This is a genomic window from Pseudomonas parasichuanensis, from assembly GCF_021601385.1.
In the GTDB taxonomy this organism is placed as follows: domain Bacteria; phylum Pseudomonadota; class Gammaproteobacteria; order Pseudomonadales; family Pseudomonadaceae; genus Aquipseudomonas; species Aquipseudomonas parasichuanensis.
On record NZ_BQHO01000013.1, the window covers coordinates 53,855 to 78,195 of the forward strand.

18 protein-coding genes, 1 tRNA gene and 1 pseudogene are annotated in these 24,341 nt (G+C 64.5%); 15 read left to right on the top strand and 5 right to left on the bottom strand.

Annotated elements, in window-relative coordinates; translation table 11 throughout:
* The first annotated feature begins 69 nt into the window (after positions 1 to 69).
* The 14 genes and pseudogenes from L6D77_RS12670 (at position 70) to L6D77_RS12735 (ending at position 15,889) form a co-directional block, all read left to right on the top strand.
* Positions 70 to 3,813 carry a bifunctional diguanylate cyclase/phosphodiesterase gene (locus L6D77_RS12670; RefSeq protein WP_232883807.1) on the top strand — a complete coding sequence of 1,248 codons (3,744 nt, stop codon included), beginning with the start codon at positions 70 to 72 and terminating at the stop codon, positions 3,811 to 3,813.
* Between the two features lie 17 nt (positions 3,814 to 3,830).
* Positions 3,831 to 3,907 (top strand) — tRNA-Ile (locus tag L6D77_RS12675).
* Between the two features lie 132 nt (positions 3,908 to 4,039).
* Positions 4,040 to 4,501 (top strand): Lrp/AsnC family transcriptional regulator, encoded by a 462-nt coding sequence (locus L6D77_RS12680; RefSeq protein ID WP_232883806.1) that lies wholly within the window; start codon positions 4,040 to 4,042, stop codon positions 4,499 to 4,501.
* 228 nt (positions 4,502 to 4,729) lie between these two features.
* Positions 4,730 to 5,091: pseudogene (locus tag L6D77_RS12685) on the top strand (toxin).
* Entirely contained in the window at positions 5,069 to 5,383 is a 315-nt protein-coding gene (locus tag L6D77_RS12690; protein ID WP_232883805.1) for a helix-turn-helix domain-containing protein, read from the top strand. The pseudogene L6D77_RS12685 and the gene L6D77_RS12690 overlap by 23 nt, the downstream one beginning before the upstream one ends.
* 162 nt (positions 5,384 to 5,545) lie before the next feature.
* Positions 5,546 to 7,228, top strand: a complete 1,683-nt coding sequence (locus L6D77_RS12695) for a flavin monoamine oxidase family protein (protein WP_232883804.1) — start codon at positions 5,546 to 5,548, stop codon at positions 7,226 to 7,228.
* Positions 7,229 to 7,244: 16 nt separating this feature from the next.
* A complete protein-coding gene (locus L6D77_RS12700; protein ID WP_232883803.1) occupies positions 7,245 to 8,027 on the top strand; it encodes a carbon-nitrogen hydrolase family protein in 783 nt (260 codons plus the stop codon).
* A gap of 258 nt (positions 8,028 to 8,285) precedes the next feature.
* Positions 8,286 to 10,601, top strand: coding sequence for a pyrroloquinoline quinone biosynthesis protein PqqF (gene pqqF / locus L6D77_RS12705; protein ID WP_232883802.1), 2,316 nt, complete (start codon positions 8,286 to 8,288; stop codon positions 10,599 to 10,601).
* Between the two features lie 167 nt (positions 10,602 to 10,768).
* On the top strand, positions 10,769 to 10,840 hold the full coding sequence (pqqA, locus tag L6D77_RS12710) for a pyrroloquinoline quinone precursor peptide PqqA (protein WP_008365141.1): 72 nt from the start codon (positions 10,769 to 10,771) through the stop codon (positions 10,838 to 10,840).
* A 77-nt stretch (positions 10,841 to 10,917) separates the two neighbouring features.
* Positions 10,918 to 11,829, top strand: coding sequence for a pyrroloquinoline quinone biosynthesis protein PqqB (gene pqqB, locus L6D77_RS12715; RefSeq protein ID WP_232883801.1), 912 nt, complete (start codon positions 10,918 to 10,920; stop codon positions 11,827 to 11,829).
* A gap of 123 nt (positions 11,830 to 11,952) precedes the next feature.
* Entirely contained in the window at positions 11,953 to 12,708 is a 756-nt protein-coding gene (pqqC, locus tag L6D77_RS12720) for a pyrroloquinoline-quinone synthase PqqC (protein WP_232883800.1), read from the top strand.
* The gene (pqqD, locus tag L6D77_RS12725) at positions 12,705 to 12,980 is read left to right on the top strand and encodes a pyrroloquinoline quinone biosynthesis peptide chaperone PqqD (RefSeq protein WP_232883799.1); all 276 of its coding nucleotides are present in this window, start codon (positions 12,705 to 12,707) and stop codon (positions 12,978 to 12,980) included. Before pqqC ends, pqqD begins: the two co-directional genes overlap by 4 nt.
* Positions 12,952 to 14,100, top strand: a complete 1,149-nt coding sequence (gene pqqE / locus L6D77_RS12730; protein WP_236170060.1) for a pyrroloquinoline quinone biosynthesis protein PqqE — start codon at positions 12,952 to 12,954, stop codon at positions 14,098 to 14,100. Before pqqD ends, pqqE begins: the two co-directional genes overlap by 29 nt.
* Complete coding sequence (locus L6D77_RS12735) at positions 14,066 to 15,889, top strand: alpha/beta hydrolase family protein (protein ID WP_232883797.1); 1,824 nt, start codon at positions 14,066 to 14,068, stop codon at positions 15,887 to 15,889. The genes pqqE and L6D77_RS12735 overlap by 35 nt, the downstream gene beginning before the upstream one ends.
* 40 nt (positions 15,890 to 15,929) lie before the next feature.
* Here the strand turns inward: L6D77_RS12735 and L6D77_RS12740 are convergent, their stop codons facing one another.
* Positions 15,930 to 16,088 carry a YqaE/Pmp3 family membrane protein gene (locus L6D77_RS12740; RefSeq protein ID WP_009681539.1) on the bottom strand — a complete coding sequence of 53 codons (159 nt, stop codon included), beginning with the start codon at positions 16,086 to 16,088 and terminating at the stop codon, positions 15,930 to 15,932.
* A gap of 164 nt (positions 16,089 to 16,252) precedes the next feature.
* Entirely contained in the window at positions 16,253 to 17,530 is a 1,278-nt protein-coding gene (locus L6D77_RS12745) for an aspartate aminotransferase family protein (protein ID WP_232883796.1), read from the bottom strand.
* A gap of 210 nt (positions 17,531 to 17,740) precedes the next feature.
* Here L6D77_RS12745 and L6D77_RS12750 point away from each other — a divergent pair, with 210 nt between their 5' ends.
* Positions 17,741 to 18,664 (top strand): LysR family transcriptional regulator, encoded by a 924-nt coding sequence (locus L6D77_RS12750; RefSeq protein ID WP_232883795.1) that lies wholly within the window; start codon positions 17,741 to 17,743, stop codon positions 18,662 to 18,664.
* A gap of 379 nt (positions 18,665 to 19,043) precedes the next feature.
* Here L6D77_RS12750 and L6D77_RS12755 read toward each other — a convergent pair whose 3' ends face one another.
* The 3 genes from L6D77_RS12755 to L6D77_RS12765 form a co-directional block, all read right to left on the bottom strand.
* Positions 19,044 to 20,822, bottom strand: coding sequence for an acyl-CoA dehydrogenase C-terminal domain-containing protein (locus L6D77_RS12755; RefSeq protein ID WP_232883794.1), 1,779 nt, complete (start codon positions 20,820 to 20,822; stop codon positions 19,044 to 19,046).
* A 123-nt stretch (positions 20,823 to 20,945) separates the two neighbouring features.
* Positions 20,946 to 22,229, bottom strand: a complete 1,284-nt coding sequence (locus L6D77_RS12760) for a GGDEF domain-containing protein (protein ID WP_232883793.1) — start codon at positions 22,227 to 22,229, stop codon at positions 20,946 to 20,948.
* 279 nt (positions 22,230 to 22,508) lie between these two features.
* Positions 22,509 to 24,314: a phenylacyl-CoA dehydrogenase gene (locus L6D77_RS12765; RefSeq protein ID WP_232883792.1), complete on the bottom strand. Its 1,806-nt coding sequence runs from the start codon at positions 24,312 to 24,314 to the stop codon at positions 22,509 to 22,511.
* Positions 24,315 to 24,341 lie beyond the last annotated feature (27 nt).

Genomic DNA, 24,341 nt, shown 5'->3' on the forward strand with positions numbered 1-24,341 from the left:
GACTGGCGCCACCCTGCTGGCAGGATGCCCGTCTACACTCGACTCAGACCCCCTGATCGAGAGGCCGCTATGCCCTTGATGCCGGCTCTCCTGTTGCTGCTCCTGATGGTCTGGAACACAACGGCCGGCGCCCTGACCCTGACCGACGAGGAACAAGCCTGGCTCAGCGCGCATCCGCAGCTGCGCCTGGGCATAGACGCTTCATGGCCGCCCTTCGAATTTCGCGACCAGGAAGGCCGTTACCAGGGACTGGCCGCCGATTACATCGCCCTTATCCAGGAGCGCCTGGGCGTCACGCTCAAACCGGTCGAGCCCAGCAGCTGGACCGAGGTGCTCGAGCAGGCGCGCAACAACCGCATCGACCTGCTGCCCGGCATCATGTCTACCCCGGAACGCCAGAGCTACCTGGCCTTCACCCGCCCCTACCTGGACTTCCCGATCGTCATACTCGCCCACGCAGGTGGCGCGCAACCGCGCAGCCTCAAGGACCTCTACGGCCTGAAGATCGCCGTGGTGCAGAACTACGCCCCCCACGAGCTGCTGCGCACGCACCACCCCGACCTCAACCTGGTGGCCATGCCCAACGTCAGCTCGGCGCTGCAGGCGCTGGCCACCGACGCCGTGGACGCCGTGGTCGGCGACCTTGCCTCGAGCATCTGGAGCCTGCGCCAACTCAAGCTTGACGGCCTGTATGTCAGCGGCGAAACGCCCTACCGCTACCAACTGGCCATGGCCGTACCCCAGCAGCAGAAGATTCTTGTGGCCATCCTCGACAAGGTCATGGCCGACATGAGCAACAGCGAGATCAGCCACATCCAGCAACGCTGGGTGGGCAATGTCGTCGATCAGCGCACCTTCTGGCATGACATGTTGCTCTACGGCCTGCCAGCCGTGCTGTTGCTGGTGGCCATTCTCGCCGCGGTGATCCGCATCAACCGTCGACTGAGTTCGGAAATCTCCCGACGCATCGCCCTGGAACAGGAGCTGCGCAGCAGCGAATACCACTATCGCGGCCTGGTCGAGAGCCTGTCGGCCATTGCCTGGGAGGCCGACGCCAACGACTTCACCTACAGCTACGTATCGCCCCACGCCGAAGACCTGCTCGGCTACCCGCTGGGTGAATGGCTCAAGCCCGGTTTCTGGCGCAGCATCCTGCACCCGGAGGACGCGCTCTGGGCCCAGGCCTACAGCGACAGCGAGACCGCCGCCGGGCGCGATCACAGCCTCGACTACCGGGTGATCCGCGCCGACGGTCACGCCCTGTGGGTGCGCAACATCGTCAGCATGATCGAGCACGGCCACAAGCCACTGATGCGCGGCCTGATGATCGACATCAGCGAAACCAAGCACACCGAGGATGCCCTGCGCCTGTCAGAACAGAAGTTCGCCTCGGTGTTCCAGCAGTGCCCGGACATCCTGCTCATCGCCCGGCAAAGCGACGGTTGCCTGCTGGAGGTCAACGAGGCATTCGAAGAACAGATCGGCCTGAGCCCGAACCAGGTGCTTGGCCGTACGGCCACCGAGCTCGACCTGTGGGGCGTCGCCGGCACCGGCCCGATCATGCTCGAACGCCTGCAGCACAGCGGTGTGCGCAACATCGAGATGACCTTCCGCCGCAGCAACGGCCAGCTGTTCACCGGCCTCACCTCTGCCGAAGCGTTCGACCTCGATGGCACCCGGGCCCTGGTGGTGGCGGTGCGCGACATCAGCCAGCTGAAAGAGACCCAGCAGCAATTGCAAACTTCCGAAGAGAAGTTCGCCAAGGCCTTCCATGCCTCACCCGACGGTTTGCTGCTGTCGCGCCAGAGCGACGGCCTGCTGCTGGAAGTCAATGAAGGCTTCCATCGCCTGACCGGGTACGACATCAGCCCGAACGTCGACCAGACCTCCCTGGACCTTGGCATCTGGGTCGACCTCAATGAACGCCAGCGCCTGGTCGAGCGGCTCCAGCGCGACGGCGCGGTGCGCGATTTCAGTTGCCATATCCGCCGCAGCGACGGGCAGATCCGCCTGTGCGAGCTGTCCGCCCGGCCACTGCCGATCGGTGGCGTCGACTGCATGCTGACCATCGCTCGCGACATCACCGAGCGCCACCTGATGCAGGAGAAGCTGCAGCTGGCGGCCACGGTGTTCGAGAACACCGCCGAAGGCGTGCTGATCACCGACATCGACCAGCGCATCAGCGCGGTCAACCGCGCCTTTAGTGAAATCACCGGCTACAGCGAGATCGAAGCCCTCGGCCAGACCCCTCGCCTGCTTGCCTCGGGCCAGCACGACAGCGCCTTCTACCTCGCCATGTGGCACCAGTTGACCGCCGAAGGCCACTGGCAGGGCGAAATCCACAACAAACGCAAGAACGGCGAGCTCTACCCCAGCTGGCTGACCATCAGCGCCGTGCGTAACAGCGAGCGTGAGATCACCCATTTCGTCGCCGTGTTTGCCGACATCTCCAGCCTCAAGCACGCCCAGGCCAAGCTCGACTACCAGGCCCATCACGACCCGCTGACCGGCCTGCCCAACCGCACGCTGTTCGAAAGCCGCCTGCAGGCCGTGCTGACCTGCGCCCAGGTCTCCAACCGCCAGGGTGCGGTGCTGTTCCTCGACCTCGACCGCTTCAAGCACATCAACGACAGCCTCGGCCACCCGGTCGGCGACCTGCTGTTAAAAGGTATCGCCCAACGCCTGAAGGAGCAGGTGCGCGATGTCGATACCGTGGCCCGCCTGGGCGGTGACGAATTCATCATCCTGCTGCCCGGCCTGCACAAGCCCGACGACGCCAGCGCCATCGCCAACAAACTGCTGGCGTGCTTCCATGCACCGTTCCAGGCCGGGGAGCATGAGTTCTTCACCAGCGCCAGCATCGGCATCAGCCTTTACCCCCAGGACGGCACCGACGTTGCCACCCTGATCCGCAACGCCGACGCCGCGATGTACCGCTCCAAAGCCAAGGGCCGCAACCGGGTCGAAGCCTACACCCGCGACCTCACCGCCCAGGCCAGCGAACGCATCGCCCTGGAGCACGAGCTGCGCCGCGCCATCGAGCGCAACGAGCTGAGCCTGTGCTATCAACCCAAGTTCAGCCTCAAGACCCAGGGTTTGGTAGGCGCCGAGGCGCTGATCCGCTGGACCCACCCGACCTTCGGCGAGGTGCCGCCCGAGCAGTTCATCCACCTCGCCGAGGAGAACGGCACCATCCTCCAGCTTGGCGACTGGGTGCTGGAACAGACCTGCCGCCAGATGCACGCGTGGAAGAAGAGCTACCACTCCTTCGGCCCCCTCTCGATCAACCTCGCCGGCGCCCAACTGCGCCAGCCGAACCTGGCCAAGCGCATCGAGCAGTTGCTCAGGACCTACCAGCTCAAGGCGGGCGACCTGCAGTTGGAAATCACCGAGAACTTCATCATGAGCCAGGCCGAAGAGGCCCTGGCCGTGCTCTACCAGCTCAAGCAGCTTGGCGTGCAGTTGGCCATCGACGACTTCGGCACCGGTTACTCGTCGCTCAGCTACCTCAAACGCCTGCCGCTGGACATCCTCAAGATCGACCAGTCGTTCATTCGCGGCCTGCCGGATGACCCCCACGACGCCGCCATTGCCCGTGCGATCATTGCGCTCGGGCGCAGCATGCAACTGACCATCATTGCCGAAGGTGTGGAAAACCATGCCCAACAGCGCTTCCTCGCCGCCGAGGGCTGCGAACAGATTCAGGGCTACATCGTCAGCCTGCCCCTGCCACCCGCAGAGTTCGCCGCTACGTTTCTTCGCATAGCACTATCGGATCTTTCGGATGGCACGGTATCGAAACCCTCGTTATAATCCGCCGTTCCTGCTGAGGGCCTATAGCTCAGTCGGTTAGAGCAGAGGACTCATAATCCTTTGGTCCACGGTTCGAGTCCGTGTGGGCCCACCAGACACACAAAAGCCGCGCTGATGCGCGGCTTTTTCGTATCTGCCTTCTCACAGTGACCGGGCCCCCGCCTCGCCCCCCTTCCGGCTGGTGCGTATCTGAGGCAGGCTAGCGAACCTACTGCCGAGACCCACCATGTCAGATCCCCGCGCCATCGCCCTCGACGAAATCGACCGCCAGCTGATCGCCCTGTTGCAGATCAATGCCCGCGAAAGCGTCGCCACCCTCGCCCGCCTGCTCGGCATCGCCCGCACCACGGTGAACTCGCGCCTGGCGCGGCTGGAGAAGAGCAAGGTGATCACCGGCTACGGCGTACGGCTCGGCCAGCGCCTGATCGGTGGCGGGCTGCAAGCCTACGTGGGCATCAAGGTGCAGCCACGCGCGGGCAAGGAGGTGGTGCGCCGGCTGTCGGCCATGGGCCAGGTGCAGCAGCTGTGTGCAGTGAGTGGCGAGTTCGACTATGTAGCCTGGCTGCACAGCGACTCGCCGGAGCAACTGGACCAGTTGCTCGACCAGATCGGCAGCCTCGACGGGGTCGAGAAGACCACTACGTCGATCATTCTCAGCAGCAAGGTGGACCGCGGGCAGCCAGGCTGACTGCCCCACGGCAGGCCTCCATCGCGTCGAGCAGGGCGTAGTCGTCGGCGATTTTTCCTGGATCGAGCGCGCCAGCATGCTGACGTGGACCAGGGCATCGGCGGACGCCGACATATCCAGCAATTCTCTCCCTCTCCTTCTCTCCTCCCCATTTAGGCTGACAGCAGTCCGCCCTATTGACGCTTTGGCGACCACACCACAAACTATACGCAGGATGCGTACAAAAGCATGGATGCGCTATTTGTCGAACTACCCGCCTTCGAGCGCTATCGCCCTCAACTTCTGGACGATGAGGATTTCCGCTTGCTGCAGCGACTGCTGCTGATTCACCCGCATGCCGGCGATGTGATCAAGGGCACCGGAGGCCTGAGAAGGTGCGCTTCGCGGACACTCAACGGCACAAAGGCAAACGCGGTGGAACGCGGATCATCTACTACTGGTGGTCTGCCGGGCAGCAGTTCTGGCTTTTCACGCTCTACGGCAAGGACGTACAGGACGACCTGACAGCCCAGCAACGCCAAGCGCTCAAGCACCTGCTGGAGCGCGAATACCTGATGAGGACAACCAATGCCACGCAACATCTTCACTGAACTCACAGAAGGCTTCGACGCCCTCGCCAGTGAACGTGCCGGCAAGCTGACCCTGCGCTCGCACAAGGTCGAATTCGAACAGCTGGCACCACTGGTACCCAACGAGCTGATCGAGCTGCGCCAGCACCTGAACATGTCACGCGCGGTGTTCGCCGCCTACCTGCGCACTAACGCGCGAACATTGGAGAACTGGGAACAAGGCCGCTCCCAGCCAAACGCCCAGGCCATCGCCCTGATCCGCCTGGTGCAGAAGTACCCCGAGACAGTCGAGCATCTGGCCTCCCTGAGCTGATTCGTCGATATGCCATCAAATAGCAACATAACGACGAAACAAACGACATAACGACGCCACTCTGCATCTTATTTACGAACGCCGCACTTCATAAAATGGCCGCCAGTCATTCTCTATACTCAGGCTCCGCCCCCTGCGCAGCCTCCCTGGCAAGGTCATTACATGAACAAGAACAACCGCCACCCCGCCGACGGCAAGAAACCCATCACCATCTTCGGCCCGGACTTCCCCTTCGGTTTCGATGACTGGCTCGAACACCCGGCCGGCCTGGGCAGCATCCCCGCAGCACGGCAGGGTGAGGAAGTGGCGATTGTCGGGGCGGGCATTGCCGGGCTGGTGGCGGCCTACGAGCTGATGAAACTGGGCCTCAAGCCGGTGGTGTACGAAGCCTCGAAGCTGGGTGGGCGCCTGCGTTCGCAGGCCTTCAATGGCACCGATGGCATCGTCGCCGAGCTGGGCGGCATGCGCTTCCCGGTGTCGTCCACTGCGTTCTATCACTACGTCGACAAGCTGGGCCTTGAAACCAAGCCGTTCCCCAACCCGCTCACCCCAGCCTCGGGCAGCACGGTCATCGACCTGGAAGGCCAGACCTACTACGCCGAGAACAAGGCCGACCTGCCGCAGCTGTTCCACGAAGTGGCCGATGCCTGGGCCGACGCCCTGGAAAGCGGCGCGCAGTTCAGCGATATCCAGCAGGCCATCCGCGACCGCGACGTGCCGCGCCTGAAAGACCTGTGGAACAAGCTGGTACCGCTGTGGGACGACCGCACCTTCTATGACTTCGTCGCCACCTCGCGCTCGTTCGCCAAGCTCAGCTTCCAGCACCGCGAAGTGTTCGGCCAGGTGGGCTTCGGCACCGGCGGCTGGGACTCCGACTTCCCCAACTCGATGCTGGAAATCTTCCGCGTGGTGATGACCAACTGCGACGATCACCAGCACCTGGTAGTCGGCGGCGTCGAACAGGTACCGCAAGGTATCTGGCGCCATGTGCCGGAACGTTGCGCCCATTGGCCGGCCGGCACCAGCCTGAGTTCGCTGCACGGCGGCGCACCGCGCACCGGGGTCAAGCGCATCGCCCGCGCCTCCGATGGCCTGCTGGCGGTTACCGACAACTATGGCGACGTGCGCCACTATGCGGCGGTGCTCACCACCTGCCAAAGCTGGCTGCTGACCACCCAGATCGACTGCGAAGAGTCGCTGTTCTCGCAAAAGATGTGGATGGCCCTGGACCGCACACGCTACATGCAGTCGTCGAAGACCTTCGTGATGGTCGACCGGCCGTTCTGGAAAGACAAAGACCCAGAGACCGGCCGCGACCTGATGAGCATGACCCTGACCGACCGCCTGACCCGCGGCACCTACCTGTTCGACAACGGTGACGACAAGCCGGGGGTGATCTGCCTGTCCTACGCCTGGATGAGCGATGCTCTGAAGATGCTGCCGCACCCGACCGAAAAGCGCGTGCAGCTGGCCCTGGATGCACTGAAGAAGATCTACCCGAAGACCGACATCGCCGGGCACATCATCGGCGACCCGATCACCATTTCCTGGGAAGCCGACCCGCACTTCCTCGGTGCCTTCAAGGGCGCGCTGCCAGGCCACTACCGCTACAACCAGCGCATGTACGCGCATTTCATGCAACAGGACATGCCCGCCGAGCAGCGTGGCATGTTCATCGCCGGTGACGACGTGTCGTGGACACCGGCCTGGGTGGAAGGCGCGGTGCAGACTTCGCTGAATGCGGTGTGGGGTATCATGAACCACTTCGGTGGCCAGACCCACCCGGACAACCCAGGCCCAGGCGATGTGTTCCATGAAATCGGCCCCATCGCCCTGGCCGACTGAACCAAGGAGTAGCGTGATGCGCATCGCCCTGTTCCAGGGCACACCAGGCCCCCTGGACGTGCCCGGCAACCTCGAACGCCTGCAGCACCAGGCCCAGCTGGCTGCCAGCCAAGGCGCCCAGCTGCTGGTGTGCCCGGAGATGTTCCTGAGTGGCTACAACATCGGCCTGGACCAGGTGGAGCGCCTGGCCGAGGCCGACGACGGCCCATCGGCGATGAGCGTGGTGGAAATCGCCCAGGCTCACCGTATCGCCATCGTCTACGGCTACCCCGAGCGAGCCGACGATGGCGCGATCTACAACAGCGTGCAATTGATTGACGCCCATGGCCGCAGCCTGTGCAACTACCGCAAGACCCACCTGTTCGGCGAGCTCGACCGTTCCATGTTCAGCCCAGGCGCCAATCACTTCCCGGTGGTCGAGCTGGACGGCTGGAAGGTCGGCCTGCTGATCTGCTATGACATCGAGTTCCCGGAAAACGCCCGACGCCTGGCACTGGCCGGCGCCGAGCTGATCCTGGTGCCAACGGCGAACATGGCGCCTTATGACTTCGTCTGCCAGGTGACCGTGCGCTCGCGGGCGCAGGAGAACCAGTGCTACCTGGTCTACGCCAACTACTGCGGGGCCGAGGGCGAAATCCAGTATTGCGGGCAGAGCAGCATCGTCGGGCCGGATGGCAGCCTGCTGGCAATGGCCGGGCACGAGGAGTGCCAGTTGCTGGCCGAGCTTGCCCATGAACAGGTGCTCAAGGGCCGGGAGGCATTCCCGTACCTGGCGGATCTGCGCCAGGACTTGCATTGATTGCGACTGCCATGCGGCCCTATCGCCGGCTCCCATGTAATGGGCTTGCTCGTCCGCTGCAGGAACGGCCTTGTGTCGCGAAAGGGCTGCGCAGCAGCCCCCCGATATTGGCGGCGTCACATAGCTCGTGGGGCCGCTGCGCGGCCCTTTCGCGACACAAGGCCGCTCCTACAGGGGCCGTCAGAAGCATGTGGGAGCCGGCTTGCCGGCGATAGGGCCAGCACAGACAACATCACCTCGGCGCGCTAGCATGACGCCATGCCTGACACCACCCGCCACCTGACCCTCGCCAACGGCCTGCAGCTCACGCTGCGCCATGCCCCGCGCCTCAAGCGCGCCGCTGCAGCCTTGCGGGTGCATGCCGGCAGCCATGACGCGCCAGCAAAGTGGCCGGGCCTGGCCCACTTCCTCGAACACCTGTTCTTCCTCGGCAGCGCGCGCTATCCGTTGCAAGACGGCCTGATGCGCTACGTCCAGGCCCTGGGCGGCCAGGTGAATGCGAGCACCCGCGAGCGCACCACCGATTTCTTCTTCGAGGTGCCACCGCAGGCCCTGGCCGGGGGCCTGGAGCGCCTGTGCCAGATGCTCGCCGAGCCGGACCTCAGCCTGCAACGCCAGTGCTCTGAGCGCGAGGTGATCCACGCCGAGTTCATCGCCTGGTCGCGCAGCCCGCAGTCACAGCACGCGTTCGCCCTGCTGCAGGCCGTGTCGCCGCGCCATCCGCTCAGTGGCTTCCACGCGGGCAACCGGCACAGCCTGCCGCTGCACAACCCGGCCTTCCAGCAAGCCCTGCGGCAGTTCCACCAGTGCTTCTATCAGGGCGGCCAGATCACCTTGAGCCTGGCCGGGCCGCAGCCGCTGGACGTGCTGGAGCGACTGGGCAAGCAGGTCGGTGCGCTGTTCCGTGCGGGCTCACGAGCACTGCAGCAACCCCCGCCTGCGCTGCTCGACGGGCCGCTACGGCCACCCGCAGCCGGCGGCACCCGCCACGACTTGCTGTTTGCCCATGAGGGCCTGCCGCCTGCCGCGGAGCAGGCACTGGACATGCTCCTGACCTTGCTGACCGACAGCCGACCGGGCGGCTGGCTGGCCGATGCGCGTCAGCGCGGCTGGCTGCTGGGGTGCAAGGCGCAGTTGCTGCATGCCCATGCGGGCCAACTGCTTTGGCACATCGAGCTGAACCTGCCACCCGCGGCATCCTTGCGCACATCACAGGCGTTGCTGTACCGCTGGCTGGGGTTCATTCGCCGCCAGCCACTGCGATGCCTGAACGATGGCTTCGCCCAACTGCAGCAATGCCGGGAACAGACTGCCAGCGCCCTCGAGCTCGCCCGTCGCGACAGCAGCGGCCAGCCGTTCCATGGGCTCGACGAACAAGGCCTGAGCGCATTCGCCCGGCTGCTGGACGACTTGCCGCACACCCCCGGCGGCCGCTGGCAGCTGCCCCCGGCAGAGCCGCTGCTGGACACCTCGGTGCCCGGCAACCGTGCAGCGCTCCCCACAGGCTTGAGCGTCGACAACAACCTGCCGCCTGCGCGTCAATTCGCCAGCCTGTACCTGCGCTGGCATATCCGCTCGCCGTTGCGCCAGCGCTTTCAAGCCATCCTCGAACGCGCCCTGCAACCCTTGCGCGAGCGCGCCGAACGGGTCGCCTTGCAACTGGCCTTCAACGCCAGTGGCGAGTATTGGCAGCTGCACGCGGCCGGCCAGCCGAGCGCCGTGATCAGGTGTATCGATGAGGCGCTCGCGCTCATGCGCACGCCGGCCGCGCAACACTGGCGTGCCGCAGCCCCCGCGCAATCCGCGCTGATCCCGATACGCGCCCTGCTCAAGGCGCTCCCTGAGACGCTGCTGCCCGCGCAAGCGCAGCCGCAGCCATCCTGCATCCTGGAGCAGCCGCTGCTCGACACGCTCTGGCAACAGGCCGATTGGCAAGGCCTGGCGGTGGGCTTCGACCCCGCGCAGCAGGGTGCCTTGGGCGCCGCGTTGCAGGGCGTCATGGGCCGCCCCGCGGCACGCCAGCCACTGCCGGCGATCATCGGCCGGCAGTGGCGCCAGGTCCCCACCCAGGGCAACGAACCCGCCCTGCTGCTGTTCTGCCCGCTGCCTGCCGCGCTGCAAGCCTGCGGCCGCCTGCTCGCGCAGTTGCTGCAGGGCCCGGTCTACCAGCGCCTGCGGGTTGAACTGCAACTAGGTTACGCCGTGTTCAGCGCCTTTCGTCAGGTCGAAGGCGTGGGCGGGCTGCTGTTCGGGGTGCAATCGCCTCACACCAGTCACACCCAGATCCTTGGGCATCTGCTGGCCCTGTTGAAGCAAGGCGTACCTGCAGACAACCGTGTTCGCCAACAACTTGCCGAGCAGTTCGACGAAGCCGCCATGGGCAATGCTGAAGTCGCGGAATGGGCCTGGCAGGCACATATGGCGACACAAAATCCGGATCTGTCCTACATGAGCAGGGCTATCCTCACTGTCGAGCAAGACCAACTGAACACGCTGCTCCAGCAATTGATCGACGCCGAACATGGCTGGTTGTGCCTGGCCAATGCCGCCGCCCCGGACGCTCAATGGCAGTGATTTCAATGGATTGTTACCCGGAATGTAACGGCGCTTTTCGAAGAATTAACCTTTCGGTACAAATTTTTCTTGTAAGATAGCGCAATCTCAGCCAATGGAACCTGCTGCCTCCAGCGGCACCCAAGGTATAGACCACTCACCCAAACCCATCCGAAAGGAGACATCCCATGTGGACCAAACCCGCTTACACCGACCTGCGTATCGGCTTCGAAGTCACCATGTACTTCGCCAGCCGCTAAGCATCAGCGCGGTTCGACGCCTCGGCCAGCCGGGGCGTTGTTGTTTTTCGGATACGCTTTTCGGCTAGAGGGCAGCCATGTACATCCAGATTCTCGGTTCCGCCGCCGGTGGTGGGTTCCCCCAATGGAACTGCAACTGCGCCAACTGCAAGGGCTACCGTGACGGCAGCTTGCGCGCGACGGCGCGTACCCAGTCGTCGATCGCCCTGTCCGACGACGGCGAGCACTGGATCCTGTGCAACGCCTCGCCGGACATCCGTGCCCAACTACAGGCCTTTGCGCCAATGCAGCCGGCCCGTGCCCTGCGCGACACCGGCATCGACGCGATCGTTTTGCTGGACAGCCAGATCGACCACACCACCGGCCTGCTCAGCCTGCGCGAAGGCTGCCCGCACAAGGTGTGGTGCACCGACATGGTCCACCAGGACCTGACCACCGGCTTCCCGCTGTTCACCATGCTCAGCCACTGGAACGGTGGCCTTCAGTGGAACCGCATCGAGCTCGAAGGCAGCTTCGTCATCGACGCCTGCCCGAACCTGCGCTTCACCCCCTTCCCCCTGCGCAGCGCCGCGCCACCCTACTCGCCGCACCGTTTCGACCCGCACCCGGGCGACAACCTGGGGCTGCTGGTGGAGGACACCCGCACCGGCGGCAAGCTGTTCTATGCCCCAGGCCTGGGCCAGGTCGACGACAAGCTGTTGCAGATGATGCACGGCGCCGATTGCCTGCTGGTGGACGGCACCCTGTGGGAGGATGATGAAATGCAGCGCCGCGGTGTCGGCACCCGCACCGGCCGTGAGATGGGCCACCTGGCGCAGAATGGCCCAGGCGGCATGCTCGAAGTGCTGGACGGCTTCCCGCGCCAGCGCAAGGTGCTTATCCACATCAACAACACCAACCCGATCCTCGACGAAGACTCGCCGGAACGGGCCGAGGTGCAGCGCCGGGGTGTGGAAGTGGCCTTCGACGGCATGAGTATCGAATTGTGAAGGCACCGCACGAGCCCTGTGGGAGTGGGTTCACCCGCGAATGCGGCAGTAATTGCACCGAAGCATTCGCGGGTAAACCCGCTCCCACAAGGGCCGATGGTTCATTCCAAGGGAGTGCGCTGAATGAATGACGCAACACCGATGTCCCCTGCCGAGTTCGAGCAGGCCCTGCGCGCCAAGGGCGCCTATTACCACATCCATCACCCCTATCACGTGGCGATGTACCAGGGCCGCGCCAGCCGCGAACAGATCCAGGGCTGGGTAGCCAACCGCTTCTACTACCAGGTCAACATCCCGATGAAGGATGCCGCGATCCTGGCCAACTGCCCGGACCGCGAAGTGCGCCGCGAGTGGATCCAGCGCCTGCTCGACCACGACGGCGCCCCTGGCGAGGACGGCGGCATCGAGGCCTGGCTACGCCTGGGCCAGGCCGTGGGCCTGGACCCGGACCAGCTGCGCAGCCAGGAACTGGTGCTGCCCGGCGTGCGCTTTGCCGTCGACGCCTACGTCAACTTCGCCCGCCGCGCCAGTTGGCAAGAGGCCGCCAGCAGCTCGCTGACCGAACTGTTCGCCCCGCAGATCCACCAGTCGCGGCTGGACAGCTGGCCGCAGCACTACCCGTGGATCGACCCGGCCGGCTATGAATACTTCCGCACCCGCCTGGGCCAGGCCCGCCGCGATGTGGAGCATGGCCTGGCGATCACCCTGCAGCACTACACCACCCGTGCCGGGCAGGAGCGCATGCTTCAGATCCTGCAGTTCAAGCTGGATATCCTCTGGAGCATGCTCGACGCCATGAGCATGGCCTATGAACTGAACCGCCCGCCCTATCACAGCGTCACGGCTGAACGGGTCTGGCACAAGGGGATCGCACTATGAGCTTCAATCGTGAACAGGTGCCCGCCTGGCGCCCCGGCTACCGTTTCCAGTACGAGCCGGCGCAGAAGGGCCATGTGCTGCTGTACCCCGAAGGCATGATCAAGCTCAACGACAGCGCCGGCCTGATCGGCGGGCTGGTCGATGGCCAACGCAGCGTTGCGGCGATCATCCGCGAGCTTGAACAGCAGTTCCCCGGTGTGCCCGAAGTCGCCGACGATATCGAGCAATTCATGGAGGTGGCCCGTGCCGAACACTGGATCACCCTCGCCTGAGGTACCGGTCGGCCTGCCCTTGTGGCTGCTGGCCGAGCTCACCTACCGCTGCCCGCTGCAGTGCCCGTACTGCTCCAACCCGCTGGACTTCGCCGAGCAGGGCAAGGAGCTGACCACCGAGCAGTGGTTCAAGGTGATGGCCGAAGCCCGCGAGCTGGGCGCTGCGCAGATCGGCTTTTCGGGTGGCGAGCCGCTGGTGCGCCAGGACCTTGCCGAACTGATCGGCGAAGCACGGCGCCTGGGTTACTACACCAACCTGATCACCTCCGGCATCGGCCTGACCGAACAGAAGATCGCTGCCTTCAAGCAGGCCGGGCTGGACCATATCCAGATCAGTTTCCAGGCCAGCGACGAGCAGGTGAACAACCTGCTGGCCGGCTCGAAGAAGGCCTTCGCGCAGAAGCTGGCGATGGCCCGGGCAGTGAAGGCCCACGGCTACCCGATGGTGCTCAACTTCGTCACCCATCGGCACAACATCGACAAGATCGACCGCATCATCGAGCTGTGCATCGCCCTGGAAGCCGACTTCGTCGAACTCGCCACCTGCCAGTTCTACGGCTGGGCGCAGCTCAACCGCCTGGGCCTGCTGCCCACCCGTGAGCAACTGGAGCGGGCCGAGCGCATCACCAACGAATACCGCGCCAAACTCAAGGCCGAAGGCCACCCCTGCAAGCTGATCTTCGTCACCCCGGACTACTACGAAGAGCGCCCCAAAGCCTGCATGAACGGCTGGGGCAGCCTGTTCCTGACCATCACCCCCGACGGTACCGCCCTGCCGTGCCATGGCGCGCGCCAGTTGCCGGTGCAGTTCCCCAATGTGCGCGAGCATGACCTGCGGCACATCTGGTACGACTCGTTCGGCTTCAACCGCTTCCGCGGTTATGACTGGATGCCCGAACCCTGCCGCTCGTGCGACGAGAAGGAAAAGGACTTCGGCGGCTGCCGCTGCCAGGCGTTCATGCTCACCGGCGATGCCAGCAAGGCCGACCCTGTGTGCGGCAAATCGCCGGACCACGGCATCATCCTCAAGGCCCGCGAGGAGGCCGAGCACGCCACCCTTGCCATCGAAGAGCTGACCTTCCGCAATGAGCGCAACTCCCATGTCATCGCCCGCGGCTGAGTTCAGCGCTGCGCAGGCGGTGGCCGCCGGTACCGATTTCGCCGAGCTCAAGGCCGGTGAGCAGGGGGTGTTCTGGAATGAGTACCGCCCGGCCGATGGCGCTTGCCGTATCTGGCACTGGCGCGATCAACAGGCGCACTGCCTCACCCCCGATGGATTCAGTGTGCGCAGCCGGGTGTACGAGTACGGTGGCGGCAGCTTCTGCCTCGCAGGGGATGGCCTGGCGTTCGTCAACGAGAACGATCAGCAGGTCTATCTCCAGGCGCTCGATGGCACGCCACCGCACAGGCTGACCCAGCACACCGATTGCCGTTATGGCGACCTGTTGTGGCACGAGGGCGAGGTGCTGGCGGTCGAGGAGCGCCAAGGCGCCCACGTCGAACACCGCTTGGTTGCCCTTGCCGAAGGCCGGCGCGATGTGCTCGCCGAAGGGGCCGACTTCTATGCCACACCGGCCATCAGCGCCGATGGCGGCCGCCTGGCCTGGATTGAATGGGACCGCCCGCATCAGCCCTGGACCGTCACCCGCTTGATGTGCCGCGAACGCGACGCAAACGGTGCGTGGGGGGTGCCACGCTGCATCGCCGGGGGAGGAGAGTCGCTGCAACAACCGCGCTTCGATGCCCAGGGCCGCTTGTATTGCCTGTCTGACCTCGACGGCTATTGGCAGCCCTGGGGCGAGGTCGATGGACGCTGGCAGCGCCTGCCCTCGGCAAGCGCCGACCACGCCGCGGCCCCCTGGCAACTGGGGCCCTGCACCTGGCTGGCGCTTGGCCCGCAAAGCTACCTGGCGAGCTGGTTCGAGGACGGTTTCGGCCAGCTCGGTCTACTTAGCGAAACGGGCGAGATGGCGCGTTACGCCAGCGCCTATACGCGCTTTCGCAGCCTGGCCATGGATGCCGGGCATGTCTACGCCATCGCCGCGTCGCCGATCAGCCCGCCGGCGGTGATTGCCATCGACCGCAGCAGCCATGAGGTCCGGGTACTGGCTGGCGGTGCCGAAGTACTGCCCGCCGTGCATATCAGCACCCCGCAGCCGATCCGCTATGCCAGCGGCGATGGCGTGGCCCACGGCTTCTTCTACCCCGCCATGGCCGGTGGCACACCGTCACCGCTGCTGGTGTTCATCCACGGCGGCCCGACCTCGGCCTGCTACCCGGTGCTCGACCCGCGCATCCAGTACTGGACCCAGCGCGGTTTCGCCGTCGCCGACCTCAACTACCGCGGCAGCAGCGGCTATGGCCGTGCCTACCGCCAGGCCTTGCACCTGCGCTGGGGCGAGAGCGACGTGGAGGATGCCTGCGCGGTGGTCGCCCACCTTGCATCGCGGGGCCTGATCGACCCGAGCCAGGCCTTTATCCGGGGCGGCAGCGCCGGTGGCTATACCACCTTGTGCGCCTTGGCGTTCCACGAGGTGTTCCGTGCAGGTGCCAGCCTGTATGGCGTCAGCGACCCCGAGGCCCTGGGCCGTGCGACCCACAAGTTCGAGGGCGACTACCTCGACTGGTTGATCGGCGACCCGCTGCGCGATGCCGAACGTTATCGCCAGCGCACACCGCTGCTGCACGCCGAGCGGATCAAAGTGCCGGTGATCTTCTTCCAGGGCGAGCTGGACGCGGTGGTGGTGCCGGAGCAGACCCGCAGCATGCTCGACGCCCTCAGGGCCAATGGCATCGAGGCCAAGGGGCATTTCTATCCCGGCGAGCGCCATGGGTTCCGCCAGGCGGCGAACCTGGCGCATGCGCTGGAGGAGGAGTGGAAGTTCTATTGCAGGGTTCTGGCGCAGTAGGGCACTGGAGCCGCTCGGTGCAGGAGCGGCCCCAAACGGCTCACCGCTTGGCGATGATGTACACCGCATGCACGATGCCCGGAATGTACCCCAGCAAGGTCAGCAGGATGTTCAGCCAGAACGCCCCACCGAAACCCACCTGGAGGAACACCCCCAGTGGCGGCAGGATGATGGCGATGATGATGCGGATGAAGTCCATGCGAAACGCTCCTTGATGGGTTTCAACAAAGACTAGCTACGCCGCGCAGTGGTTCCATCACTGAACGCCAGGCAAAAAAAACGCCCCGAGCCAAACACTACAGGCCAAGGGCGATGCGCAGAAACGCGAGACGGTTCGTTGAATTCGTTACGCCGGGTGGCCGGTCAGGCCGGCACCTCGCGGCGGTTGCTTTGCTGGGCGTGCAAACGGGCGAAGGCGCGGGCCAGGCGCAGGAGCATTTCGTCGATGTTGCCCTTGCTCACGGTCAATGCCGGGGACAGGCGCACCACATCGGCCTGCGGCGCGTTGAGCAGCAGCCCTTCATGCAGCGCGGCCTCCACCAGTGCTGCGGCGGTGTCTTCACGCAACTGCAGGCCCCACAGCAGGCCCTGGCCGCGCACTTCACCCTGGCCATAACGCCCTGCCAGCCGGCTGAGGCCGTCGCGCAGGTGCCGGCCGCTGTCCTGCACCTGCTCGAAGAAGCCCGGCTCCAGCACGGTCTGCAACACGGCAAGCCCGGCGGCAGTCATCAGCGCATTGCCGTGGTGGCTGCCTTCCAACTCGCCGGGTTCGGCGCAGCAGGCCGAGCCTCGGGCCAGCAGCGCCGCCAGTGGCACACCGCCGCCCAGGCCCTTGCCCAGGGTGACGATGTCGGCCCGCACGCCGTAGGTGTGTTCCGCCAGCAGCGCACCGCAACGCCCTACGCCGGTTTGTACCTCGTCGAGGATCAGCAGGATGCCCAGCTCTCGGCACAGCTGCTCGACGCCCTTGAGGTACTCACGAGTGGCGGGGATCACGCCGGCCTCGCCCTGGATCGGCTCGAGCATGATCGCCACGGTGCGCGAGTCCACCGCCGCATGCAGCGCGGCCAGGTCGTTGAACGGCACCTTGCTGAAGCCCGGCAGGCCCGGCTCGCAGCGGTTGCACGGCAGCGGGTCGGAGGCCGCCAGCGCCCCCAGGCTTCGCCCGTGGCAGCCTTGGCTGGCGGTAATGATGTGGTAGGCGCCGTTGCGGTGCAGTTGGCCCCACTTGCGTGCCAGCTTGATCGCGCCTTCGCAGGCCTCGGCACCGCTGTTGAGCAGGTAGGCCTGATCACTGCCGGTGCTCTGGCACAGGAGCTCGACCAGCTTGAGCAGGCTACGGCTATGGAAGCCCGCGCCCGGGTTGATCAATGCCTGGGCCTGGTTGCCCAACGCCTTGACCAGCACACTCGGGCTGTGGCCGAGGCTGTTGACCGCACTGCCTTGGGTGAAATCCAGGTAGGCGTGCCCTTCGCTGTCCCACAGCCAGGAGCCCTGGCCGCGCACGAAAACCTGCGGCGCACGCTCGCTGCCGGGCATCAGCCGTCCGCGGGAAAGCTGTGCCGTAGCAGGCTCGGGCGCCGGGGCACGCTTGGGCGCGGCCACGGCAGGGGCCGGGCGGCGCAGGTTGAACAGGTTCATCAGGGCTCCAGCCATTCGCGGTCGGCGGCGGTCAAGGCCTCCGGACGAGTGCCGGACTTGATATTTTGCCTTGCCTATCAAAAGTGTTTTTCATCCGGGGTAACAATCGCGTCGACGATCGCTGTAACCCACCGGAATACGGCGATAGACTAGGCGCCGGGGCGCTTCGGGGCCATTTGGTTTTTTCAGCTTTTTCGATAAGTATTGCTTATGGATTTTCGCCAACTGCGTTATTTCGTCGCGGTGTATGAGGAAGGCCATGTGGGCCGCGCCGCCGAACGCCTGTCACTCTCCCAGCCGGCCCTGTCGCAACAGATCCGCCAGCTGGAGCACAGCCTCGACCTGAGCCTGTTCGAACGCAGCAACAAACGCCTGCTGCCAACCCTGGCCGCCCACACGCTGTACAACCACGCCCTGCCCCTGCTCGATGGCCTGCAGCGGGCCCACGAGGCCATGCGCAACTTCAAGGGCCAGTCGCTGCGTACCCTGGCCATCGGCGTGCTGCAGACCGTGCGGCCAAGCCTGGTGCCGCAGCTGCTGGAGCGCGTGCGCAAGGCTCAGCCGCACCTTGTCGTGCAGATCTATGAATTGTCGGGGCTGGAAATCGAGCGGCGTTTGCTCAACGGCAATCTGGATATCGGTATCAGCTACCTGCCACCGCGCCAACCGGGGCTGCATGGCCAGTTGCTGTACGAAGACGAGTTGCAGCTCGTCATCCCCAACACCCACCCCTTGAAGGACTTCAAGAAGGTCTCGCTGCGCCAGGCAGCCGAACTGCCGATGCTGATGCTCGGTGAAGAATTCCAGATCCGCCAGATCTGGAAGGCGCAACTGGCTAACCTGGGCCGCAGGCCACAGGTTCAGGCAGAGATGAACAACATGGCGGGGATTCTCGACAGCCTGGCACACACGGCGCTGGCCACCATCCTGCCGGGCCGGGCCAAAGAGGCTGCCGAAGATGATCAGGCGCTGCTGTGGAAGCCCTTGAGCGAGCCGCGGGTGCCGCTGAAGGTCGGCCTGGTATTCCGCGATGCCCAGCGCCAGCAGGCGTCCGTGGAGCTGCTGCGCACCCTGCTGGAAGCAGAGACCGATGCGCGCCAGCTGGGCGTATCAGCGCTGGATGTGCTTGGCTGAAAAACCCAGGCACAAAGAAAACCCCGCCGAAGCGAGGTTTTCTAGACTGTTTCCCTGTGACATCCCTATCTCCCCACCGTCCTGGCAGGATCCTTTCGTGTCCCTGTTCTGTCCATTGCGCTTCCTGCGCTACGTCCATGGAAGAAAGATTAACCGTGGATCCAATCTTAGGAAAGAGGCGAAAAGTCACCACGTCGTGTAAGACAAAGCTTACAAAATGGATCCATTCGGTAATGGCTAGGCTCGCAGGGGCGATGCTTACATTTTTTTCCGAACTATCCCGCGCCACTACCTCAGCGGTCCTACAAGCAGGGCCACGAATTACGTAGCCCTGCACAAGCGCTGCCTGATCGAGGCGAGTAACAGAATGACGGGGTTATCAGAACTGTTCAGCGTCCAGCAGATAGAGCGATTCGCTCCCCGCCTTCACCGAAGCCACCAGCGAATGCACCCGTGGCAACAGGCGCGCAAAGTAGAAGCGCGCGGTGCCCAACTTGGCCCCGTAGAACTCGGCATCGCCCTCACCCGCCTTGGCCGCACGGGCCATCAGCGCCCACATGTAGGCATAGGCGACGTAACCGAACGCGTGCAGGTATTCCACCGACGCCGCACCGATCTCGTTGGGGTTGCCCTTGGCCTTGTCCAGCACCCAGGCGGTCAGTTCGTCGAGCTGATCGAGGGCGGTGGCCAGCGGCTTGGTGAATTCACCCAGCTCGCCGCCGGCGGCGGCGACAAACTGGCGGATCTCATCGGCGAACAGCTGGTAGTAAGCGCCGCCACTGGCGACGACCTTGCGGCCCACCAGGTCCAGGGCCTGGATGCCGTTGGTGCCTTCGTAGATCTGGGTGATGCGCACATCACGCACCAATTGCTCCTGGCCCCACTCACGGATATAGCCGTGGCCGCCGAACACCTGCTGGCCATGCACGGTGCACTCCAGGCCCAGGTCGGTGAGGAAAGCCTTGGCTACCGGCGTCAGCAGGGCCACCAGCTCTTCGCTGCGTTTGCGGGTTACGGCGTCTTCACTGTACTTGGCGCTGTCGAGCTGCATCGCCACGTAGGTCGAGAAGGCCCGGCCACCCTCGATCAGCGCTTTCATGGTCAGCAGCATGCGGCGCACGTCCGGGTGCACGATGATTGGGTCGGCAACCTTGTCCTTGGCCTGCGGGCCGGTCGGCGCCCGGCTTTGCAAGCGGTCACGGGCGTACTCGACGGCGTTCTGGTAAGAGCGCTCGGCCGAAGCCAGGCCCTGGATACCGACACCCAGGCGCTCGTAGTTCATCATGGTGAACATGGCGGCCAGGCCCTTGTTCGGTTCGCCCACGATGTAACCGACCGCCTCGTCGAAGTTCATCACGCAGGTGGCCGAGGCCTGGATGCCCATCTTGTGCTCGATCGAGCCGCAGTTGGCCGGGTTGCGCGCGCCGAGGCTGCCGTCTTCGTTGACCAGGAACTTGGGCACCAGGAACAGCGAAATACCTTTGGGACCGGCCGGGGCGTCCGGCAGCTTGGCCAGCACCAGGTGGATGATGTTCTCGGTGAGGTCGTGTTCGCCACCGGTGATGAAGATCTTGGTGCCGCTGACCTTGTAGCTGCCATCGGCCTGCGGTTCGGCTTTGGTGCGGATGATGCCCAGGTCGGTACCGGCGTGGGGCTCGGTCAGGCACATGGAGCCGGCCCAGACGCCGGCGTACATGTTCGGCAGGTACTTTTCCTTCAGCGCCTCACTGGCGTGGGCGTTGATCGACAGGCAGGCACCGGCGGTGAGCATTGGGTACAGGCCAAACGCCAGGCTCGAGGCGTTGACCATCTCTTCAACCTGGGCAGAAATCGCCTTGGGCATGCCCATGCCGCCGAACTGCGGGTCGCCACCGACGCCCACCCAGCCACCCTCGGCGAAGGTCTGGTAGGCCTCGATGAAGCCTGCCGGGGTGCGCACCGCGCCGTTGTCCCAGTGGCAGCCTTCTTCATCGGCAGCACGGCTCAGTGGGGCGATGGTCTTGCCGGTAACCTTGCCGGCCTCTTCCAGCACGGCCATGGCGGTGTCGGCATCGACCGTCTCGGCCAGGGCAGGCAACTGCGACCAGAGTGCGGCCACATCGAAGACTTCATTGAGGACGAAGCGCATATCGCGCAGGGGCGCTTTATATTCAGCCATGACAACCTCTCGCTATAAGGGTCGGGGCGGTCCGACGGGACCGCGGCACTGGGTTGTAGCCAGTGTAACCGAACAACTTTTTCGAGACATAGGGTCATCATGCGACTGAATGGCCAATTATGGTCACGCCATTCGTATGGCACCGCGCTGCGATTGCTGGCCGAAGGTCATCACGCAGTTACGCCCCGCGCCCTTGGCGCTGTACAGGGCCTGGTCAGCGGACTTGAGCACTTGCTCGGGGTTGCGATGTTCAACCTGGCGCTCGGCGACACCGATGCTGATGGTGACCGAAACCGTACTGCTGGCGCTTGCACCCCGGCGCTGTCGCCCGGCGCCATCGTCCTGCGGGCGGTTGCTCTGGTCGCGCAGCTGAATGGCGTAGTTGGCGATCATCTCGCGCACCGCCTCCAGGTGCGGCAGGCACTCCTCGGCGGTCTTGCCGGCGAACACCAGGGCAAACTCCTCGCCGCCATAGCGGTAGGCTCGGCCACCACCCGTGACTTTGGACAGGCGGCTGGCAACCAGGCGCAGCACCTGGTCACCGACGTCATGGCCATGGGTATCGTTGAATTTCTTGAAATGATCGACGTCGCTCATGGCGATCACGTAGTTGCGCCCCAGCCGCTGCATGCGCTCGTTCAACGCACGGCGCCCCGGCAGGCCGGTCAGTTCGTCGCGGAAGGCCATCTGATAGGCCTCGTGGGCGACCGCAGCAGCGATCATCAGCATCACCTGGCTGCACAAGATGTTCAGGGTAAACGGCAGGATGAAGGTCTTGGGCAGCATCCAGAAGATACCGATCAGCCCGATCACCTGCGCTGCGTGCAAGGGCCGGGGCTCGCGCAGGTACTGCACCACCAGCAGGATGAACACGGCGATGAACAGCGGGTAGGCCAACTGGATCAGGCTCATCCACTGGCCATGCAGCGACGGCCAGCGGATCTCAGCCAGCCAGCCCAACAGGGCCTCGGGGAAGCTCTGCTCCAGCGCCAACGCCACGCTGCCGACCGCGAACAGCACGGCAAAGCGGGCGAGCATGTCCTGGGCCAGGTGGGTACGTTCCTGCCAGGCCGCGTACAAACCGAACAACGCCGGGAGCAGCAGGCAGACCAGGTGGAAGATCACCGCGGCGTCCTCGCGTACCCGGCCATTGTCGCGGTAGAAGTCGGTCTGGGTGTCGAGCAGGAAATAGGCGATGTACACCGTGACCATCAGGAACAGCTCGCGCTGGCGGCGATACACCGCGCAATAGGCGCCGCCCAGCAGCAGGACCAAGGTGGGCAGCACATTGAACAGCGATGTGAAGAAGACGCTGAGGTCCCTCACATAGGCAGCGGCGAGCCCCGACAGCAAGAGGATCAGCGAGGGCAGGAAGTGGCTCGCGCGTACAGCGGATAGACGAAACAAGGGTAATCTCCGACCCGGCAGATCAATAATGGCATTGTGCCCCTACTTCATCGAGTGTGCACCTCAATAGATGAAATATTGACGTCGGGTTAACGGCAGGTAGGCGTGCCGGCTTGAGCCATAGTCGTTACTGGATGCGACATCCTCACAGCTTTTTCCATTCTTTTTGTAGGAACAGGCGCATCAACAGGCCTGAGCTAGCACCTGGCCACCCAAATCCACGAGACGAAAAAAAACCGCCTGCCGGTGAGGGCAGGCGGTTTTGTTCAGCCGGTTGGCTTAGTAGGACAGACCGAAGTCGTCTTCCTTCATCGCCATCAGGTTGTCGGCACCGGACAGGATCGCCGCGACATGCGTGCGGGTGCGCGGCAGGATGCGCTGGAAGTAGAAGCGCGCAGTCTGCAGCTTGGCGGTGTAGAACGCCTGTTCGCTGGTGCCGGCAGCCAGCTTCTCGGCGGCCAGGCGGGCGATGTCGGCCCAGAAGTAGGCCAGGCAGGCATAGCCGGAGTACATCAGGTAGTCCACCGACGCCGCACCGACTTCTTCGCGGTCCTTCATCGCCGCCATGCCGATCTTCATGGTCAGCTCGCCCCACTCCTTGTTGATCGCCGCCAGTGGCTCGACGAACTCTTTGGTGGCAGCGTTGCCTTCCTGGCCCTGGCAGAACTTGTGGACGATCTTGGTGAAGCCTTTGAGCGCCTCGCCCTGGGTCATCAGCACCTTGCGGCCGAGCAGGTCGAGGGCCTGGATGCCAGTGGTGCCTTCGTACAGCATGGAAATGCGGCTGTCGCGCACGTTCTGCTCCATGCCCCACTCGGCGATGAAGCCGTGGCCACCGTAGATCTGCACACCGTGGTTGGCCGCTTCGAAGCCGACTTCGGTCATGAAGGCCTTGGCGATCGGGGTGAGGAAGGCCAGCAGGGCGTCGGCCTTTTTCTTGGCCTCTTCATCCTGGCTGTACTTGACGATATCCACCTGCTGGGCGGTGAAGTAGACCATCGCACGGTTACCTTCGGCGAAGGCCTTCATGGTCAGCAGCATGCGGCGCACATCGGGGTGAACGATGATCGGGTCGGCCGCCTTTTCAGGAGCTTTCGGGCCGGTCAGGGAGCGCATCTGCAGGCGATCGCGGGCGTACTTCAGGCCGCCCTGGAAGGCCACTTCAGCGTGGGCCAGGCCTTGCAGCGCGGTGCCCAGGCGAGCGGTGTTCATGAAGGTGAACATGCAGTTCAGGCCCTTGTTGGCTGGGCCGATCAGGTAGCCGGTGGCGCTGTCGAAGTTCATCACGCAGGTGGCGTTGCCGTGGATGCCCATCTTGTGCTCGAGCGAGCCACAGCTCACGCCGTTGCGCTCACCGACGCCGCCTTCGGCGTTCGGCAGGAACTTGGGCACGATGAACAGCGAAATGCCTTTGGTACCGGCCGGCGCATCGGGCAGGCGGGCCAGGACGATATGGACGATGTTGTCGGCCATGTCGTGTTCACCGGCCGAAATGAAGATCTTGGTGCCGGACACCTTGTAGCTGCCGTCGGCCTGAGGCTCGGCCTTGGTGCGCAGCATCCCCAGGTCGGTACCGCAGTGCGGCTCGGTCAGGCACATGGTGCCGGTCCACTCACCGGATACCAGCTTGGTCAGGTAGGTGTGCTGCTGCTCGGGGGTGCCGTGCTCGGAGATGGTGTTCATCGCGCCGTGGGACAGGCCTGGGTACATGCCCCACGACCAGTTCGACTCACCGACCATTTCGCTCAGGGCCAGGCCCAGCGACTCAGGCAGGCCCTGGCCACCGTGCTCGACGTCATGGGCCAGGCTCGGCCAGCCGCCTTCGACGAATTGCTCGTAGGCTTGCTTGAAGCCGGTCGGCGTTTTCACGCCCGACTCGCTCCAGGTGCAGCCTTCCAGGTCACCGACACGGTTCAGCGGGGCCAATACCTGCTCACAGAATTTCGCGCCTTCTTCAAGAATCGCGTCCACCATGTCTGGCGTGGCGTCCTGGCAAGCCGGCAGGCTCGCGTAGTGCGCCTCGTAGCCAAGCAGTTCGTCGCGGACGAAGCGGATATCACGCAAGGGGGCTTTGTAATCAGGCATTGCGATGAACCTCTGTGATGAGTTCTC